18 protein-coding genes and 1 pseudogene are annotated in these 18,633 nt (G+C 46.3%); 16 read left to right on the top strand and 3 right to left on the bottom strand.

Features of this window, described 5'->3' with window-relative positions:
* Positions 1 to 18 precede the first annotated feature (18 nt).
* Positions 19 to 294 carry an HU family DNA-binding protein gene (locus IR173_RS15205; RefSeq protein ID WP_237040389.1) on the bottom strand — a complete coding sequence of 92 codons (276 nt, stop codon included), beginning with the start codon at positions 292 to 294 and terminating at the stop codon, positions 19 to 21.
* Positions 295 to 316: 22 nt separating this feature from the next.
* Complete coding sequence (locus IR173_RS15200) at positions 317 to 1,084, bottom strand: NERD domain-containing protein (RefSeq protein WP_237040388.1); 768 nt, start codon at positions 1,082 to 1,084, stop codon at positions 317 to 319.
* Between the two features lie 720 nt (positions 1,085 to 1,804).
* Here IR173_RS15200 and IR173_RS15195 point away from each other — a divergent pair.
* From IR173_RS15195 to IR173_RS15115, 16 genes and pseudogenes are all read left to right on the top strand, one after another.
* On the top strand, positions 1,805 to 3,556 hold the full coding sequence (locus tag IR173_RS15195; RefSeq protein ID WP_237040387.1) for a DUF3945 domain-containing protein: 1,752 nt from the start codon (positions 1,805 to 1,807) through the stop codon (positions 3,554 to 3,556).
* 51 nt (positions 3,557 to 3,607) lie between these two features.
* A complete protein-coding gene (locus tag IR173_RS15190) occupies positions 3,608 to 3,862 on the top strand; it encodes a DUF4099 domain-containing protein (RefSeq protein WP_005794016.1) in 255 nt (84 codons plus the stop codon).
* Between the two features lie 81 nt (positions 3,863 to 3,943).
* Positions 3,944 to 6,040 carry a type IA DNA topoisomerase gene (locus tag IR173_RS15185; RefSeq protein ID WP_237040386.1) on the top strand — a complete coding sequence of 699 codons (2,097 nt, stop codon included), beginning with the start codon at positions 3,944 to 3,946 and terminating at the stop codon, positions 6,038 to 6,040.
* Between the two features lie 196 nt (positions 6,041 to 6,236).
* Positions 6,237 to 6,470, top strand: coding sequence for a hypothetical protein (locus IR173_RS15180; protein ID WP_005794012.1), 234 nt, complete (start codon positions 6,237 to 6,239; stop codon positions 6,468 to 6,470).
* Between the two features lie 1,068 nt (positions 6,471 to 7,538).
* Complete coding sequence (locus IR173_RS15175; protein ID WP_005794008.1) at positions 7,539 to 7,751, top strand: hypothetical protein; 213 nt, start codon at positions 7,539 to 7,541, stop codon at positions 7,749 to 7,751.
* Positions 7,752 to 7,796: 45 nt separating this feature from the next.
* A complete protein-coding gene (locus IR173_RS15170) occupies positions 7,797 to 8,756 on the top strand; it encodes a PRTRC system protein E (protein ID WP_237040385.1) in 960 nt (319 codons plus the stop codon).
* 4 nt (positions 8,757 to 8,760) lie between these two features.
* On the top strand, positions 8,761 to 8,982 hold the full coding sequence (locus IR173_RS15165) for a PRTRC system protein C (RefSeq protein WP_025018924.1): 222 nt from the start codon (positions 8,761 to 8,763) through the stop codon (positions 8,980 to 8,982).
* A 34-nt stretch (positions 8,983 to 9,016) separates the two neighbouring features.
* A complete protein-coding gene (locus tag IR173_RS15160) occupies positions 9,017 to 10,108 on the top strand; it encodes a hypothetical protein (protein ID WP_237040384.1) in 1,092 nt (363 codons plus the stop codon).
* Positions 10,109 to 10,113: 5 nt separating this feature from the next.
* Entirely contained in the window at positions 10,114 to 10,812 is a 699-nt protein-coding gene (locus IR173_RS15155; protein WP_195664420.1) for a prokaryotic E2 ligase family D protein, read from the top strand.
* Entirely contained in the window at positions 10,809 to 11,597 is a 789-nt protein-coding gene (locus IR173_RS15150) for a PRTRC system ThiF family protein (protein ID WP_237040383.1), read from the top strand. The genes IR173_RS15155 and IR173_RS15150 overlap by 4 nt, the downstream gene beginning before the upstream one ends.
* Before the next feature lie 228 nt (positions 11,598 to 11,825).
* A pseudogene (locus tag IR173_RS18250) lies at positions 11,826 to 14,136 on the top strand (ATP-binding response regulator).
* Entirely contained in the window at positions 14,105 to 15,415 is a 1,311-nt protein-coding gene (locus tag IR173_RS15135; protein ID WP_237040380.1) for a sigma-54-dependent transcriptional regulator, read from the top strand. Before IR173_RS18250 ends, IR173_RS15135 begins: the two are co-directional and overlap by 32 nt.
* A 285-nt stretch (positions 15,416 to 15,700) precedes the next feature.
* Positions 15,701 to 16,126: a dihydrofolate reductase family protein gene (locus IR173_RS15130; RefSeq protein ID WP_237040379.1), complete on the top strand. Its 426-nt coding sequence runs from the start codon at positions 15,701 to 15,703 to the stop codon at positions 16,124 to 16,126.
* A gap of 209 nt (positions 16,127 to 16,335) precedes the next feature.
* Positions 16,336 to 16,653: a helix-turn-helix domain-containing protein gene (locus IR173_RS15125; RefSeq protein WP_237040378.1), complete on the top strand. Its 318-nt coding sequence runs from the start codon at positions 16,336 to 16,338 to the stop codon at positions 16,651 to 16,653.
* 20 nt (positions 16,654 to 16,673) lie between these two features.
* Positions 16,674 to 16,970 (top strand): helix-turn-helix domain-containing protein, encoded by a 297-nt coding sequence (locus IR173_RS15120; RefSeq protein ID WP_005793990.1) that lies wholly within the window; start codon positions 16,674 to 16,676, stop codon positions 16,968 to 16,970.
* Positions 16,967 to 17,278, top strand: a complete 312-nt coding sequence (locus IR173_RS15115; RefSeq protein WP_237040377.1) for a helix-turn-helix domain-containing protein — start codon at positions 16,967 to 16,969, stop codon at positions 17,276 to 17,278. The genes IR173_RS15120 and IR173_RS15115 overlap by 4 nt, the downstream gene beginning before the upstream one ends.
* A 46-nt stretch (positions 17,279 to 17,324) precedes the next feature.
* Here the strand turns inward: IR173_RS15115 and IR173_RS15110 are convergent, their stop codons facing one another.
* On the bottom strand, positions 17,325 to 18,632 hold the full coding sequence (locus tag IR173_RS15110; protein WP_237040376.1) for a site-specific integrase: 1,308 nt from the start codon (positions 18,630 to 18,632) through the stop codon (positions 17,325 to 17,327).
* Between the last annotated feature and the right edge of the window lies 1 nt (position 18,633).

Raw genomic sequence — 18,633 nt, 5'->3', positions numbered from 1 at the left:
TTTATTTATTTGTAAATTTTACTTCTTGAGTTTTACCACAAAACTTTTGGCAGGTTTGAATGCCGGTATATTGTGTGCAGGAATAATCATTGTCGTATTCTTGGATATATTGCGAGCTGTTTTCTCTGCACGATGCTTGATGATAAAACTACCAAATCCACGAAGGAAAACCTCATCACCATTAATCATAGAGGCCTTGATTGTTTCCATCATTCCTTCAACGACCTGCATCACAACTTGTTTCTCAACGCCTGTCTTTGCTGCAATCTCTGTTACTATTTCTGCTTTTGTCATAATAATGTTATTTATTTGTTTTTCAGTTATGTGTAAAACGGCATTTTGGGTAATTTGAGCATCCCCAAAAAGTACCGTATCTTCCTCTCCGTTCAACAAGACTACCACCACATTTCGGACATTTACCATTGGCTATTGCTATATCCCTATTTTGCTGAGCTGTCTGCACATTACGGATATGGCTTTCTCGACTGCCTTCAGTGGTGATATTTGTCGAAGATATTTTACTCACGATTCTCTGAATATCTTCTTGTGAAATACATTGTGTCCTATATGATTTGATGGCGGAACGCAAATTGCACCAGTTTATCACGATATGGTTAGGTGTAGTTATGTTCAGTTCCGCACTGTCTGCAAAAACCACTATAGGAATAATAGGGTAATCACCGATCTCTTTCAATATCGCTTTAACGGCTCTCGCATGGGCGGCATTCTGACGAATAGGATTTCTCAATTTATGCTGTTCACTTGACCAACCCCAAAATCTCTTTTTGCCAAGCAGACTCTGTTTCCACTCTTCCGAGTTTTCATGTCCGAATATCCAACCTTTATAATTTTTCGTTTCGATTACAAAGATGCCGTATGGAGAAACTACGATGTGGTCTATCTGAGTTGTTCCATAGTGAGTCGGCAATAATATATCATTAAGCGTGGTGTATTCTTTCGAGAGCCAATCCAGCTTTCGAGCCACACGCTTTTCTCCGAATTTGCCTATATTCTTGGGCGAAGACATCCAAATCTTAAATGCCACAAGTAGGACAAATATGCAGATGATTATTATTGAACTCATTATATTATGCTTTATACACTGCAAAGGTACTCCGTTTTTTACGAATGAAAGACAGAATAAGCTACAAAAAGTATATGTAGCGTGAAAATCCCGCTTCACTCGCAAAGTCCCTTCAAGAAGTTAACTCGGAGGGACAATACCTCCACGTTCAAGCCGAGGGTTTTCGGGCAAAAAATTCTCTGCGATAATTTTTCACCCAAAAAAACGCTCCGGTATCGCCGTCCGAGTTGAGACAGAGGTTGGGACTTAGCAAGCGAAGCGACCTACGACGCATAGTACAACAGGTCAAAAATCCATTGCGGTAAGATATGCCGCATCTCTATTCTCAACCTGACTGCCATATCTATATTTCATTATAAGGTCTATCAACCACCGCCATCTTTTTAGTGCCCGATTTTTTAAGTGGGGACAAAAGCAGCTCAGCTCTCAACTCTGCATATTACAAAAGTTATTGCTTTTCGGTCATACCACAGCTTTTTTCTCGCACATTTTTTTGCCTTCGTTTTTCGCTCCTTCCGACCCCGTTTCGGTGTGGAGCGTTTTCCCTCCTTTCACCCTTGTTTTGCCCCTTTTCGTGACTTTGCTTTCGTTCCTGCTATGACAAGTGATGACACCTTATGTCTTGTGTAGTCTAACGGCTTAAATGTCAATGTTTTATCAAAATTTGCTATATATATTTGCGGTGACAACATTAGTTATTAACGCTAAAAACTCACAGTTATGGCAAAGAAAAATGTAAGGGATGACCCCTCAAAAACACAAGTCACCGAGAACCCGCAGATGAGCGACATCGTGCTGGTTTTAGACAAGATGGAACTGCTCATTCAAGCGGTATCCGAAATCAACAAGAACGGCAAGTATTCCACCGTGCCGGCAGACAAAGAGCATCAGAACTCCTTTCTCAAGATTGACCGCTATGCGACCTTCTTCGAGAACTTCCTCAAGAACTTCTGGAGTCAGTTGAAAGACCCTACACACTTCGGCCTTTTCACGATGAAGGAGGAGGAGTTCGACAAACCCGAAGTCAAGCAGGCCATCGAAGACCTTGCCGAAGGTAAGAAAACAAAAGCAGTGGAAGAGTTTCTCAAGAAGTATGAGATAACACCCAAAAATCAAACAGAACAAAGTATTAACAATCAAAATTCAGAAGCAATGGCAAAGAAAAATCAAACCCAGCAGCCCGTCGTTGAAGCTAACGACCAGCAGCAGAACAATCAGTATCGTTACAACGAGTCTATGATCAACTGGGATCAGTTGAAGAACTTCGGACTCTCGCGTGAGTATCTTCAGGAGCGAGGGCTCCTTGATTCGATGCTCAAAGGCTACAAGACCAACCAGCTTGTACCTATCAACCTTAACTTCGGCTCTGCCGTACTGCGTACCGACGCACGCCTGTCGTTGCAGCAGTCCAACACAGGTGAGGTGGTACTCGCCATCCACGGTATCCGCAAGCAACCCGAATTGGAGCGTCCTTACTTCGGACACATCTTCTCGGAAGAGGACAAGAAGAACCTCCTCGAAACAGGCAATATGGGCCGAGTGGTGGAACTCAAAGGTCGCAACGGAGAGTATATCCCATCGTTCATCAGCCTTGACAAGATGACCAACGAGGTGGTGGCCATGCGTGCCGAGAATGTCTATATCCCTAACGAGATTAAGGGTGTTCAACTCACCGACCAGGAGAAGAACGACCTGCGTGAGGGTAAGAAGGTCTATATCGAGGGTATGACAGCCAAGTCGGGCAACGAGTTCAACGCCCACATTCAGGTGAGTGCCGAGCGCAGAGGCATTGACTTCATCTTCGAGAACGACCGCATCTTCAACCGCACCGCCCTCGGTGGTGTGGAGCTTACCAAGCAGCAGATTGAAGACCTCAATGCAGGCAAGGCAATCTTCGTGGAGGATATGCAGCGTAAGGACGGCGAACTCTTCTCATCGTATGTGAAGCTCGATGAGGCGACTGGCAGACCTAACTACACACGCTACAATCCCGACTCACCCGAGGGTGCAAGAGAAATCTACATCCCGAAGGAAATCGGTGGCGTGAAGCTGACAGCCGAGGAGCAGAAAGACCTGCGTGAGGGTCGTGCCATCTTCCTCAATGATATGGTGAACAACCGTGGCGAGGAGTTCTCCTCGTTCATCAAGGCAGACCTTGAGACGGGACGACTGATGTACTCACGCACTCCCGATGGCTTTGAGGAACGTGCCAAGTTCGAGATTCCGAAGGAGATCTTCGGTGCCAAGCTCTCCGGTCAGCAGCGTGCCGACCTTCAGAACGGCAAGTCGGTACTCGTGGAGGGCATGAAGGGCTTCGATGGCAAGAGCATCTCGCAGTATGTCAAGCTGAACTCCAACCAAAACAAGCTCGACTTCTACAACGAGAATCCCGACCGTAACCGCAACGCCTCACAGCGCAATGTGGTAGCCGAGAAACAGGAGAAGCGTCAGTCAAAGGGACAGAGCATCTAATCCGTAGTCGGACAAGTCAAATCAATGTATAACTCTAAAATGAATTTTAAGATGAACGATAAGAATAAAGCACCTTTCAAGGTGGAAGATGTAAACTGGGACGAACTTTCAGGAATCGGTATCCTCAAGGATGAACTCGAACAGGCCGGAGAGCTTGAGACACTGCTCCGAGGCGAGAAGACAGGTGTCGTATCGCTGAGCCTCGTACTCCTCGGTGTAGATGTGGTGATGGATGCCACTTTGCAGCTTGTACGCAAGAACGACTCTCCGCTGCTCGAAATCATCGGTATCAACCCCACGCAGTAACACGATTCTATTACTAACCTGACAGCCGTTTCCCGCACCGTAATCGGGACGGGAGACGGCTTCTTTAATTCCCGAATAATTATGATAGCAATTATAGCAGAAAAGCCGAGCGTAGGTCAGGACATCGCCCGCGTCATCGGTGCAACAGAGAAGAAGGACGGTTATATGGCAGGTAACGGTTATCTCGTGACCTGGGCTTTGGGACACCTCGTTTCCCTCGCCATGCCATCGGCATACGGATACGGTAAGGCTTCACATGAGGATTTGCCTATGCTCCCCGAACCGTTCCAGCTTGTGGTAAGACAGATCAAGACCGACAGAGGTATGGTAACGGACATCAGTGCCGCCAAGCAACTCAAGGTTATTGACGAGGTATTCAGCAAATGCGACAGCATCATCGTGGCAACGGATGCAGGGCGTGAGGGAGAACTTATCTTCCGATACATCTACCACTACCTCGGATATACCAAGCCCTTCAAGCGTCTTTGGATATCCTCACTCACGGACGAGGCTATCCGTGTAGGTATGAGCAACCTCAAGGATGGCGAGGCTTACGATAGTCTCTACCACGCTGCCGACTGCCGTGCAAAGGCTGATTGGCTCGTGGGCATGAACGCCAGCCGTGCATTGGCTTTGGCTTCAGGTATGCCCAACAACTCCCTCGGACGAGTGCAGACACCTACATTAGCGATGATATGCAGTCGCTACAAGGAGAACCGTGATTTTGTTTCCACACCTTATTGGCAACTGCACATCACCCTTGAACGCTTGGGCGAGTTCCGTCAGTTCGCCCATATCGAGGACTTCAAGAGCAAGGAGCAGGCAGAAGCGGCACACGCACGATTCTCGCCCGACTCAACGGCACTCATCACAAAGGTGGAGCGCAAGCGTACCTACCAGCAGGCACCGTTACTTTACGACCTTACCACCTTGCAGAAGGACTGCAACACACATCACGATATGAGTGCGAAGAAAACCCTTTCTGTGGCACAGGCTCTCTATGAGAAGAAGTATATCTCATATCCGAGAACAGGTAGCAGATATATCTCGCACGACCTGATGGAGCAGGTCTATGATTCCCTTTGGAAGATTGCCACTATGCCCGAGTTCAAGGAGTATGGCAAGCGTTTCGACTTCGAGCATCTGAATATGCGTAGTGTAGATGATGACAAGGTGACGGATCACCACGCACTCATCATCACAGGCATAGAGCCTGAGGAGTTGAACGCCCACGAGCAGATTGTCTACACAATGATTGCAGGGCGTATGCTTGAAGCGTTCTCGCCACGCTGCGAGAAGGAGTCATTGGTTATGGAGGCGGCAGCCGAGGATATGAAGTTCCGTTCACGCTCTACTACCATCGTCAATCCGGGCTGGCGTGCAGTCTTTGCCCGTAAGGAGGATGCTGAGAAGGATGAGACGGAAGCCAACAAGGGTACGGCACGCTTTGCCGAGGGTGAACAGATACCCGTTACGGGCTATGGCACGGCACAGCGCAAGACAATGCCTAAACCTCTCTACACCGAAGCGACACTCCTTGCCGCTATGGAGACCTGCGGTAGGAACATCACCGATGAGAAGGCAAAAGAGGCAATGAAGGAACTGGGTATCGGAACGCCTGCCACACGAGCCGCCATCATCACGACACTCTTCAAGCGTGACTACATCGAGCGTTCAGGCAAGGCACTTGTACCTACCGAGAAGGGACTCTATATCTACGAGGCAGTCAAGGATATGCAGGTTGCCAATGTGGAGCTGACAGGCAGTTGGGAGAAGACGCTCCTTCAAATCGAGCAGCATACTTTGGAGACACGCTCCTTTATGCACTCCATCGAGAGTTTCACCTCGCAGGTTACACGCGAGGTACTCGGACTGAAGTTCCCTGCACCCAAACAGCTTTCCCTTCCTTGCCCTAAATGCGGTACAGGCAAAGTGATGATACGCCCGAAGGTCGCCAAGTGCGACAATCCGGATTGCGGTCTGCTTCTATTCCGCAAGGTGCTGAACAAGGAGCTTAACGAGCAACATCTGGAACAGTTGCTCTCATCAGGAGCAACCAAGCTTATTAAGGGATTCAAGGGAAAGAAAGGCAACTCTTTCGATGCCGCCGTAGCCTTTGACGATGAGTTCAATGTAACGCTGGCATTTCCCGACAAGAAGAGAGGTAAGAAAAGATGATGTCAGTCATCCCGATCCGTAGGCAAAGGTAGTGAACCGCCCTCATTCCACCCCGCAAGGTCGTGCCGCAGGCGGTTTCGGCAAAAATCATCCTCGCACGGCTGCGGTATTTTTCCCGAAAACCTTGCAGGTGGAGGCGTTTCACATCCAAGCCCACGAAATCGGGAATGACTGTTCCCACTAAATAATATAGGATATGAAAACAAATGACCCGACCGTAAGAAAGAGAATGAAGTGGATAGGTATGATCCTTTTAGCCGTAGTAGCAGCATTAGGTTTCAGCTATCTCTATACACGAGGTGTATCACCCGTATGGGCTGCGGTAGCCATCGTATGCTTCCCTGGCTTCTTCCGATTCATATACAAGATTGCCTGTATCGTAATGGCAGCACTGATACTGTTTGCTATCCTTAGTTTCTTGGTCTTCTAAATATAATAGGAACATCTATAAGATTGTTATTGGCGTACCACCATAATGTGTGAAGTGATAATACATTGATGAAAGCATACTGTTAGTATCAAAGGGCGTTAGATATATCTCATTTGCTATGTCAGCAACATGCCAATTCCTAATCTGTGAAGAGTTAGTACTCTGACGTTGATAATTTCTTACACTCTCTATAAGCATCCTGTCTTCCTCTATTGCCAACTTGTACTCATCAGGAATACGTTTATATATCTCTCTTCCGAGGAAGAGTATAACGGGATGCTTATGATCAAGTAATATTTTGAGAATCTTTTTCTCTAATGGAGAGTGGAACCCACTAATGACAATATAGTCGGTTTTACAGATAAATTCAGCCCATGCAATACATCTTCTTTCGGTTTCAGATGTGACCGAACGCGAAGCAAAGAATGCGACAAGATACCCCTCCAATAATTCCCTATTTCCCAGCGAACTCACAAAAAAAGCGTAGGCTGTGCATTGACTTATCCTACGCTAAGGTCTTGGCTACCTGTCTTTCGAATAAGCAATACAGACAACCCACGCCAGATGTATATAACACAATTTACGCCAAGCGTAATGTAGATATACAACATTAGCAGTGGATGTCCCATTGCCGATCTTCGAAAGACTTAAACGGCCAAGTTTTAGCGTAGAAGCATCGTCAATAAACATCAACTATTTATACATGGCTCAATCCTTTTTGACATAGAGCCACTACAAAAATAAGTCATTTTTGACAAATAACAGCATTACTGTTAATAATTCTTTACATCAATATTTTTCAGGATGTGCAAATATTCAAATACGGATAGAAAATAAACTCCTAAATACCAGCCATTGGCAAGCCGATGAACTACAGGGCAAAGTTGGCCAATGCTTCTTGTCGGACAGCAAGGTCGGGCCACAGGTGGTTTCGGAGAAAATCATCCTCGCTGTGCTGCGGTATTTTCCCCGAAAACCTTGCCTTACCGGAAGCATTAGCCGTAACGCCCTCGTAGTTCAACGGACTGCCAAAGTCCGAGTATTAACCATATAATAAAAGATAAAGCTATGAATCAAGCAATCATCGCAAGTGTACCGATGGCACCGATGCAGATGCCTGTGGTACGTAGAAGAAGAGTAAAGGTCGCAGAACCTGAAATCAAGTTGCCGCCAAGAGGCTCACGAGGTCCGGTACATATATCGGAGCTGCTCAATCCCATTCTGGAGATAAGCAAGCATCCTGACCGTAACAGACTGCTTGCAGAGTTCTTCAACCAGTGAACATCACAAGAAAATAATTCAGTATTAACATTAAATCATAAAGTTATGTTTTTCACATCAATTTCACAGATGATGACCGAGAGCGTAGATCTTACGCTCGTCATCCGCAAAGCGAACGGACAACTTACTGTATCAACACTGCCGAAGGCCAACGGTCTGAAAGATGAGGCTGCAAACCACATCATTCCGCTGACACTAACGGGCACTCCCGAAGAGATGGATGCAGAGTTCCTGCAACACATAATGCAGCCTATACGCAAGGCTACGGGGCTTATCTCCAATTTGATGGAGTTCGAGAAGCAGGCAGATAAGGCTGCTGCCAACAGCAAGGCGGCAAAGGATGCCAAAGCCAAGGAAACCAAAGAGGAGAAGGAGAAGCGTGAGAAGTACGAGAAGCATATGAAGAAGGCTGAGGAACTTATCACAGCTAAGAATCATAAGGATGCCATCACCGCACTCCAGCAGGCTCGTATGTATGCCACTGCCGACAAGCAGAAGGAGGTAGATGAGAAGATTGCCGCACAGAAGAAGGCGATGAACCAAGGCTCGCTCTTCGAGATGATGGAAGAGACTTCTGCACCAGCTCCACAAGTGGCACAACCGCAGAATGTGGCACCGCAACCTGCACAGCAGACTATCCAGCCGCAGGCAGCACCACGACAGATGCCGCCACAGCCACAACAGACGGTAATGCGTCCCGTGCAGCAGCCTATGCAACGCCCTGTTCAGCAAGCCCCACAGCCTCAGTATGGTGGGCAGCCTATGTTCTCCGCACCACAAGGCGGTTATCCACCTCAAAATGCAGGACAGCAGCATCCTCACTATCCGCAGGGTGAGATTCCGATGTTCCCACATCATGAAGAGCCTCCTATGCCTGAAGAGTTACAGCAGGCATATATGCACGAAGGCCCTGCATATCGCCCCGAGGATTATGAGGAATATCCCGACTTCCCTCAGTCAATGTTAGAAAATCATTATTCACAGGCATACGCCCAAACAGTTTAAGATTATGGCACTTTTAAGAAACGAAATGCAGCGATCATTCACCTTCAAGAAAGGTACAGAGATGATTACACTTCCTGATCCTAATCCGAACGACTCTCCGGAGAGTGTTATGAGCTTCTACTCGAACATCTATCCAGAACTGACCACAGCAACCGTACACGGCCCGACCATCAAGGATGATAAGGCGGTATATGAGTTCAAGACAACCATCGGAACAAAAGGATGAGAACTATGAGTAAGGACACTAAAAAGAAGAAGTCATGCAGACCATTGGACGAACATCAGTCGGAACAGCTCGCGAGGATGATAATCGCATCGACCAAGCGGGAGGTACGATACGGTGTGACAAGAGTAGAGAGAGTTACGGCGCCAACGGGTGCCGTAATTCTTTTCTAAAGACACCTATTCTCCCCATAGCACCACAGACTATTATGAGGGAGAGCTATAACGGAAACAGTTATAACCTAATCACGCAGGAGAATTACGAATACCTGCGTGATTCTTATTTCCGCTATGCCGAACTTATGAATGTAAAGGCGGAGCATACGCCAGGCAGAACTATTGGTGAAGGTATCGTCAATCTCTACAATGAGATGAACGACCTCGTAAATAAAAGCGGCATGTATCTCAACCTTGAGGATGACAATGGCTGTCTATACTTCAATGTGTGGAACACACATACTTGGGGTGAGTACACACTGTACTACTTTCCTGTAAAGTTCATTGAGGAACTGAATCCCACACTCAGACGCATTGTCATCACATTCTATCATAATTTCATGAAAGAGAACGGTATAACCACTATCAACGATGAGTCAGACATGGACTGGGCTATTGATATGCTGACTGAAGGCTGCTATGAGGATGAAGATGCCAAAGAGAGGCGAGCAAGGGAAAAGCTCGTGAAATCATACAAGGATGGTAGAGCATATAAACTCCTCGACAGGGTGTGGCGAAAGTCCTACTACAAGAACCTGCCGAAAGCCATAGAAGAATATGAGTGTAAAAATGGCTTTGAACAAGGTCTTATCGAACTGCTGAGAAGAGGACTTGAGTTCATAAAGACGGATAAAGCCATCATGTACTATGGCTATGACCCGTTTTACGATGAGGAGCCCGATTATCTGCCGATGACACTCGAACAGCAGATAAGGGTCGTCTATGACAGCGATGATATAATGACGGAACACCTTATCGACTTCTATAATTCCTCCCGTCAGGAGTCATACGATATTATTCCTGCATCAACCTTTGCCGTCTCTCCAACGACCGACAAGGTTTTTACACTTGAAGATACCTATCCTGAAAGGTTTTTCAAGTGGGCAGATGATTTTATTCACTACATACGATAATCACTATGGATACCAACAAACTTACCAAGCAGATAAATACGATGCTGCGCCCCCGTGCGGCATTGATAGCATACTCCACAGATGGAGGAGATACATACTTCCTTGAAGTACGGAGCATAGATAATGAGGGAGCCATGAGCGAAGGACGTCCCGTGACGGTGGACTTCATCAACGAACTCATCAAGGGATATTCCGAGAGGCACAGCAGCACACCGCATGGTCGCATCCCAACAAATATGCTATGGAGTGATACACGCAAGGGCTACGAGAAATATATATGGTACAATCCACCACAAAAGCGTATGATGTTCTTCAAGGAGTCGTTACATATTGAAAATGCCGAGTACAACCTGCCCGGTGTCATCTATGAGGTGCGCGATGAGCGTATGAATATCTATGCATACATAGACAAGGAGCTGAAGCCCGAAACGGAACTCTATGCTGCTCCGTTCTTCAATGTCACGGGGTCAAGCGTCTGTCTCGGCTCGGCAAAGATTGACAAGCCGACAGAGATTACCTACGACAAATTACTTGAGTACTGGGAGAAGAAATTCTGGCTCACGGAGTTCTCACACCTAGGAGGTAACGGAAATCCCACAAAGAGCAACCTTGTGCTCGTGACAAAGGCAGCAAAGGATGCTCCCTTCAACCTCGAAGAGTTAAAGCCTCTAAAGAATTTGAAACTTAAAGATATACTACGATGAAAAGAGTACATTATACCGACAGCTATCTGCTCGTACCACAACACCCCGTGACGGTAAACCTGATAGGTGGTGGAGGTACAGGCTCACAAGTATTGACAAACCTTGCACGATTGGATGTAACACTTCGTGCCCTCGGACATCCGGGACTATTCGTAACGCTATACGATCCTGATATTGTAACGGAAGCAAACATTGGGCGACAGCTCTTCGGATATTCCGACTTGGGACTGAATAAGGCGAATTGCCTCATTACACGCATCAACAACTTCTTCGGGAATGACTGGAAGGCTGTACCTACACTCTATCCCTCCAATATGAAAGATGTACGACAGGAACATCTTGCCAATATCACTATCACCTGTACGGACAATATAAAGTCAAGAATAGACCTCTGGAATGTACTCAAAGCATTGCCGCAGTACAATTATACAAACTATCAGACACCTCTGTATTGGCTTGACTTCGGCAATACGCAAACATCAGGTCAAGTAGTATTGGGCAGTATCCCGAAGAAGATAAAGCAACCTACCTCACAAATCTATCAGACCGTACCATCATTAAAGGTCATTACCAAACTTGTGAAGTATGCCCGAATCAAGGAAGAGGACTCCGGTCCGAGCTGTTCACTTGCCGAGGCATTGGAGAAACAGGACCTATTCATCAACTCCACATTGGCACAGCTTGGCTGCAATATCCTCTGGAAGATGTTCCGACATGGAATGATAGAACATCACGGACTCTATCTAAACCTCACAACGATGAAGGTCAATCCGATAATGGTATAGTTAACAGATAGCTGTCATATTCACACAGATATGATGGCTTTTTTTATGCTATCGCCCCATTTTGTTACAATATCGTCACAAATTTTAGCGTTCTATCTATTAAAATGCCCTTAAAATGTTATTAAAAAATAATAAAGCTATATAGATTTTTAGCATTATTAGTAATTTTGTGGCCAAGGCATATATGATAAACAGATCGGACTAACCCGATTCTTAACATAGGACGCAATGAAGATTCAAAGGAAGTTAGCCATAGGCTATACTATTATTGTCGCCCTAATTGGTGGTATCGTATATACGTACCTGCACGAGTGGCGGCAAATGGTATTGTTGGAGCGTGAAGTAAAAGAGATTCACGAACTCCGGCAAAGTGTACACGAGGCATACGTGCATATGCTTGACCTCACGATGTTCGGTGAGACGATCCTCGAATGGGATGAGGCAGACACCGCACTCTATCGTGTCAAGAGGTTAAAGGTCGACAGCATTCTCTGCGAGTTCAAGAACTTCTATTCGGGTGAACGGATAGATAGTCTGCGGCATCTGATGGCAGAGAAAGAAATCCAACTATTCAATATCTCCCAGTTGTTTGAACAACAAGTGGAACTCGGCGAAGAACTTGCCGAGCGTGTCCCCGTAATCGCTTATGAGAGTACACAGGAGCCACCTAAGAAGAAAGGCGGTTTCTTGGGACTATTCAAGAAAAAGGAGAAGACTCCGCCTCAATCCACAACTTCTACAAAACTCTACACCCTCAATCGTGATATCATCAGGAAACAGTCCGAGCAGAGTAGGCAACTATCCGAAACGGCAGATAGTCTGGCACAGCGTAATCTCAACATCAACCAACGTCTGAAGAGTCTAATTGCTGCAATGGATGAGCGTGTCACGACAGACCTGCAAGAGAGTGAGCAACAGATCATCGAGACCCGTGAACGGACAAAAGTATGCCTGGGAGGTATAACAGCCTTCATCTTCCTTGCTCTGCTGCTATCATACATTGTCATTATGCGTGACTATGGTCGTAAAGAGCGTGGTCGCCACAAATTGGAGGCAAGCAACCGCAAAAATGCCGAGTTGCTTGAAATGCGTAATAAGATTATCCTGACTATCTCTCATGATATACGAGGGCCACTCAACAACATTATCGGTTATACGGAGCTGGCCATGAATACACGGGAGAAGAAAAAAACGCAATCTGCAACTGAAAAAGGTATTGGGTCGTAGTAAGCATATACTGCATCTTGTAAACAACCTGCTTGATGTCTATCGTCTTAATCAAGCGAAAGAGACAATGCACCCTGTGCCATTCCGAATATCCGATCTGCTGAATCGCGTGGTAGATGGTGCCACACAGCCCATCAATGACAAAGGACTTCTCTTTGAACATGAGTTCGTAGGTGCAGATGCAGTAGTCAAAGGCGATGTCGATAGAATAGAGCAAATCATCAACAACCTTATTGCCAATGCCGTCAAGTTCACTTCCGCAGGACATATCGGATTCAATGTAACCTATATAGACGGTACATTCACAATGAAAGTCAGCGATACGGGTATGGGTATGACCGAAGATATGATGAAGCGTATCTATTTGCCATTCGAGCGTGCCGCAAGTGCAGAAAACTCCGATGGGTATGGTCTTGGGCTGCCAATCGCCCACGGAATAGTAACAATGCTTGGTGGAACAATAGATGTGGAGAGTACATTGAATCAAGGTACAACATTCACCGTCACTTTGCCTCTTCCTGTTACCGATGAGCCGATAGAAGAGGAAAATGTTTCGTTTGACGCCTCATTGCATCTGCCGAAGAATATCATCGCCATCGATGATGATATGCTGCAACTTGAACTTGTAAAGGAGATGTTGGAGCGTAATGGAGTGTCGTGTACAATATGCAACAAGGTAGATAAACTGACCGAGGAGCTGCGTAAGAAGAACTACGACCTGCTTTTGAGCGATATCCAGATGCCGAATACCGATGGCTTCAAGTTGCTTGAATTGCTCCGCAAATCACGCATCGGTAACTCTAAGGATATTCCGATAGTGGCAATGACAGCACGAAGCGAAAGTGAGCGTGAAGCACTTCTTGAGGCTGGATTTGACGGTTGCATCTTCAAGCCGTTCTCCATGAATGAACTGTTGAAGGTCATTGCTTCAGTAGTCAAGGGCCGCGAACCAGGCAGTGATACGGACTTCTCAATGATACTTGCCAATGTATCGGACAAAAAGAAAATATTGAGAACGATGATAGAGTCCTGCGAGAAGGATATTGTCGATCTGAAGATTGCAATGACAGCCGAGAACAGGGAGTCGATGCGAAGCATAGCACATCGTATGTTCCCGATGTGGGAGATGGTATCGATGGATGAGATTCTGCTTGCTTACCGCAATGTCCTGAAGGATACGGACTGTGATATTCAAACCGTGTTGAACCACACGAATCATATAATAACCCACATAGAGCACCTGATTGAGGATGCCCGAAATGAGATAGAAAGAATAGCCGATGAAGAAAAGAATACTGATAGTAGAGGATAATGTAACCCTGTCACAGATTATCAGGGACTGGCTGGAGCGTGAAGGATACGCTGTGGCCACTGCAATAGACGAACCCTTTGCCCGCAAGTTGCTACGCAAGGAGCAGTTCGATCTGATACTCTCCGACGTGCGTCTGCCACAAGGGGACGGCATACACCTTCTTGAATGGATCATCAAGGAGAAGATGGATATTCCCTTTGTGATAATGACCGAGTACGCTTCGGTAACTGATGCTGTCAAGGCAATCAAGTTGGGTGCAAAGGACTATCTCTCCAAGCCTGTATTCCACGAGCAAGTGGTGGAGATGGTCAAGGAACTATTGAAACCTGTATCAACGGTACGCAGCAAGGAGAAGGAACTCTTCAAGCGTATAAGTCCAAAGGCAAAGGAGGCGGAGCATCTTGCAGAACTGGTTGCTCCATCGGATATATCGGTACTCATACTCGGAGCCAACGGTACGGGTAAGGAGTCTGTTGCCCGAAGCATTCACTTCCATAGTAACCGTAAGGATAAGCCATTCGTGGCGGTGAACTGCGGTGCCATACCTCACGAACTTGCAGCCTCTACATTCTTCGGACACGCAAAGGGTGCGTTCACGGGTGCAGACACCGACAAGGGCGGATGCTTTGAAGCCGCCAATGGCGGCACGCTCTTCCTCGATGAGATAGGGACATTGCCATACGATATGCAGTCTTCGTTGCTGCGAGTGTTGCAGGAGGGTACATTTATGCCGGTAGGCTCAAGCACAGAGCGTGTGGTGGATGTCCGCATCGTGGCTGCAACCAATGAGGATATGGAGAAAGCCATCGCCGAGGGTCGTTTCCGTGAGGACTTGTATCATCGTCTGGGAGAGTTTGAGATAAGGCAACCGTCGCTTGCCGAGTGTCCCGAAGATATTTTGCCACTTGCCAACTTCTTCCGCGAGAAATTCTCAAAAGAACTGCACCGTGAGAGAACAGGCTTTACCGCTGAAGCGGAACGGTTATTGCTCTCACACTCCTGGTCAGGCAATATAAGGGAGTTGCAGAACAAGATTAGGCGTGCGGTATTGATGGCCAAAGATACGCTCATTGACTTTGCAGATTTGAATATTGCACAGGCAAAGCCAGTAGACATTTCGGAGGCTCCGCTGTTACCATTGAAGGATGATGAGCTGGAAAAGCAGAGCATCATAAGAGCCTTGCAGTCGTGTGGTGGCATCAAGACAAAAACGGCTCAAATGCTTAATGTAGACTCATCTACACTATACCGCAAGATGAAAAAGTATGGTATAAAATGATGATTGTGGTGGCAATATGAACCGCATATCGGCAAAAAGTTGTATCTTTGAGCCGTAAAATTGAAATATCGCGGCGGAACATTCGTTGTTCCTGTCCGTTTATATAGACATAAGTTCGCAAGAATCCCGAACAGAAATCTGGCAGTTGAAGTTAAGGAGAGTATTGCGTATGCTTATGCTATGCCCATGGCATAGCGTGGTGTTACGTACTCTCCTTAGGCCCATGCCAGAGCCTCTGTTCGGATGCGTGATGACCACGCTTCTTTTTTGGACGGAGGTAACGATATGGCAAAGATTCAGATCATAGCAGCGATGACAATGGACGGCTTTCTTCCGAAAGCTGACGAGAATTTAATGCAGTGGGTAATGAATGATGCCAAAGGCTTTCCATATTGGCACGAGCATAGCATATACCGCCTTATGCCACACTATCCTTTGCTTGACCTGCTTGCTGAAAGGCACTCCGACAACAACCAATCCGATACATACATCGCTGAAATATCCGACAAGGATAGCATAGAGCTTCTGCGAGGACTATCCCGTTACAATCTCATTGATGAGATGGTTGTCTATATCCTGCCTGTCATCGCAGGTAAGGGAACTCCCGTATTCGATGACCTTACCCCAAGCCGTTGGAATATGTATAAGACTACATCCTTCTCCAACGGAATAACTCGCATCATCTATCGCAACTCTTGCATTTTGCAATAGCAGGTTGCGAAAAAGTGTTGCATTTTGCAATACTCTGAAAATCCTCAAATTTCACGCTGAAAATTTTTATTTCACTGATACACAATGATGTATCGGTGTCTTTTTGTGTCATTCCATGTCATTGGCACGCAGGATGCCATTTAATAAGTATAACCTGTTGCGCAACACGGTGTAGTAACCCGATTATTTACACTTAAACAGATTATACAATGTTACAAATAAATAGTGAAACCGCCCACAAGATGTTCATCCAACTGATGGAACGCTTCGATAAGATTGAGAAAATGCTGGAGCGACAGAACAAGATGAAGGAGTGTCTCGATGGCGACACATTGCTGGATAACTACGACCTGAGCAAACTGCTTGGCGTGACTCACCGTACCCTTGCACGCTACCGCCAGAAAAAGCTTATCCGCTACTATATGATTGACGGACGCACATACTACAAGGCTTCCGAGGTCAAGGACTTCTTCGAACAAAAGGGCTTGCCACTTCCGGCAAGCATGAGAAATAATCCCAATGTCTAACCTCAAAACAAGTATGGAATATGGAAATCGTATGCATAGATAAGAAGGCATTTGATGAGATATGCAGCCACTTCAACGAGTTTGAGGATAGAGTGAACAGACTATGCCGACCAAATCAGGATCTTGGCCTAAAGAACTGGATGGATAATCAGGATGTGTGCCAGATACTCCGTATCTCGAAGCGAACACTGCAAGTGTACCGAGAGAAGGGCTTGATACCGTTTGCACGCATAAAGCACAAGATATTCTACAAACCCGAGGATATTCAGAGATTCATTGACAGCACTTATCACCCCATTAAAAAGAAAAGACCATGAGCAGCTTTTTTATAGACAAGAGCGACCCGCATATCGCGGAGATACTTGAGCGTCTGAGACGAGTAAACAAGATTCTTCAAAAGACGGAGACTCTGGCACAACCGACATTGAACAATGAGAGGTTCCTGACTGATGAAGAGTTATCCAAGATACTCAGAGTGAGCCGCCGTACATTGCAGGAGTACCGTTCGGCTGGTGCAATACCTTACTACCTTGTTCAGGGCAAGGCTCTTTACAAGGAGTCAGAGATTGAAAAGATTCTCAATGATTCCCATAAACGCTGCGTAGAGGAACAGCGATGGGTATGACCCTAAACAATAGCAACGACCCCGATTGAGGCCGTTGCTATTGTTTTTATACTGTTGTCCGCTTCCATTTGATACATCTCTCAAACTTCAGTCCCTCATCTGCGAGTTCTATCTTCTTGTCTGCTGTAACCTCACGCAAGCGTTTCATATCCTCATCAACCTTCTTATCCGTAACATGGGCATAAATCTGTGTGGTGGTGATGGAGGTATGTCCCATCATCTTGCTTACCGTCTCAATAGGTACGCCCAGCGATAAAGTCATATGCGTTCCGAAATTATGACGAGCTTTGTGGTAGGTAATATGAAAGCCATACACTTCACTCAACTCCTGCATTAGCATTGACATATAGTTTCGGTCCCAGGTATTGAATACCTTTTCACTTTGCCGCTCATGCTTGTACTTTTCGATAATCCTAAGTGGTATATCCAACAGACGAATAGATGATAGTGTGTCAGTCTTCTTACGCTTGATATGTATCCACCAGCTGCCATCTTCTGCCTGTGTTATATCGTTCACGGATAACCGTCTTAAATCAGCGTATGCCAATCCTGTAAAAGTCGAGAAGATAAACCAATCGCGTACCCGTTGCAATTGAGGCTTATCTACAGGCGTTGACATCAAGGTTTTGAGGTCTTCCAACTTCATATGTCGGCTCTTGCGTTTAGGCAACGGTGGATGCAGTCGGCAGTAAGGATCTCTACGCAAAGTGCCTTGACTGACGGCTCGCATTGTCATCTTTTTCAACCTGTACAAGTGTTCGTGTACCGTCTTGGGGCTTAGACGGCAATCGCTTTGCAGGAATATCTCAAAGTCGTCATAGAACACCTTGTCAAGGCTTCGCAATGTGACATCTTCTACACCCCGTTTCTCCTGAATAAACGCCGCAAGGTGCTTGTATGAGCGTTGGTAACAGTCGTAGGTCTCCTTGATTCTATCCACACCAACACGCTTCTTGAACTCCTCGTTATGCTCACGGAAGAGGGCGAGCAATGTTACAGGCTTTTGACCGATACCCTTGACTGCGTTCTTGACAAGTTCTGCGGTAACAAAGCCTAAACTCTTCTTGATATGATTGTAGTGTCCCGTAATCTCCTTGGTAAGTTCGTCAATGGCTCTGTTTACCGTTACGGCATTTTCGCTACGACCATCGGCACGACCCTTGTCGGGATTCCAGATGGCTGGATTCACTGATACTTTCGTACCGATTTGTTCCCATTCAGCATCAATGCTTACTTTACACAATAGTTGGCACATACCATCCTTGCGTACTTTCGTGCGGTTGATGTAGAACAATATGGCGAAGGTGCTGCGACGCTTCGTGTTCTGATTCTCTGTATTCTTGTCTGCTTTCATA

This window comes from Phocaeicola faecalis (genome assembly GCF_021730445.1).
In the GTDB taxonomy this organism is placed as follows: Bacteria; Bacteroidota; Bacteroidia; order Bacteroidales; family Bacteroidaceae; genus Phocaeicola; species Phocaeicola faecalis.
The sequence above is the reverse complement of the archived record's forward strand: the minus strand, read 5'-3'. Positions and strand labels throughout refer to the sequence as shown.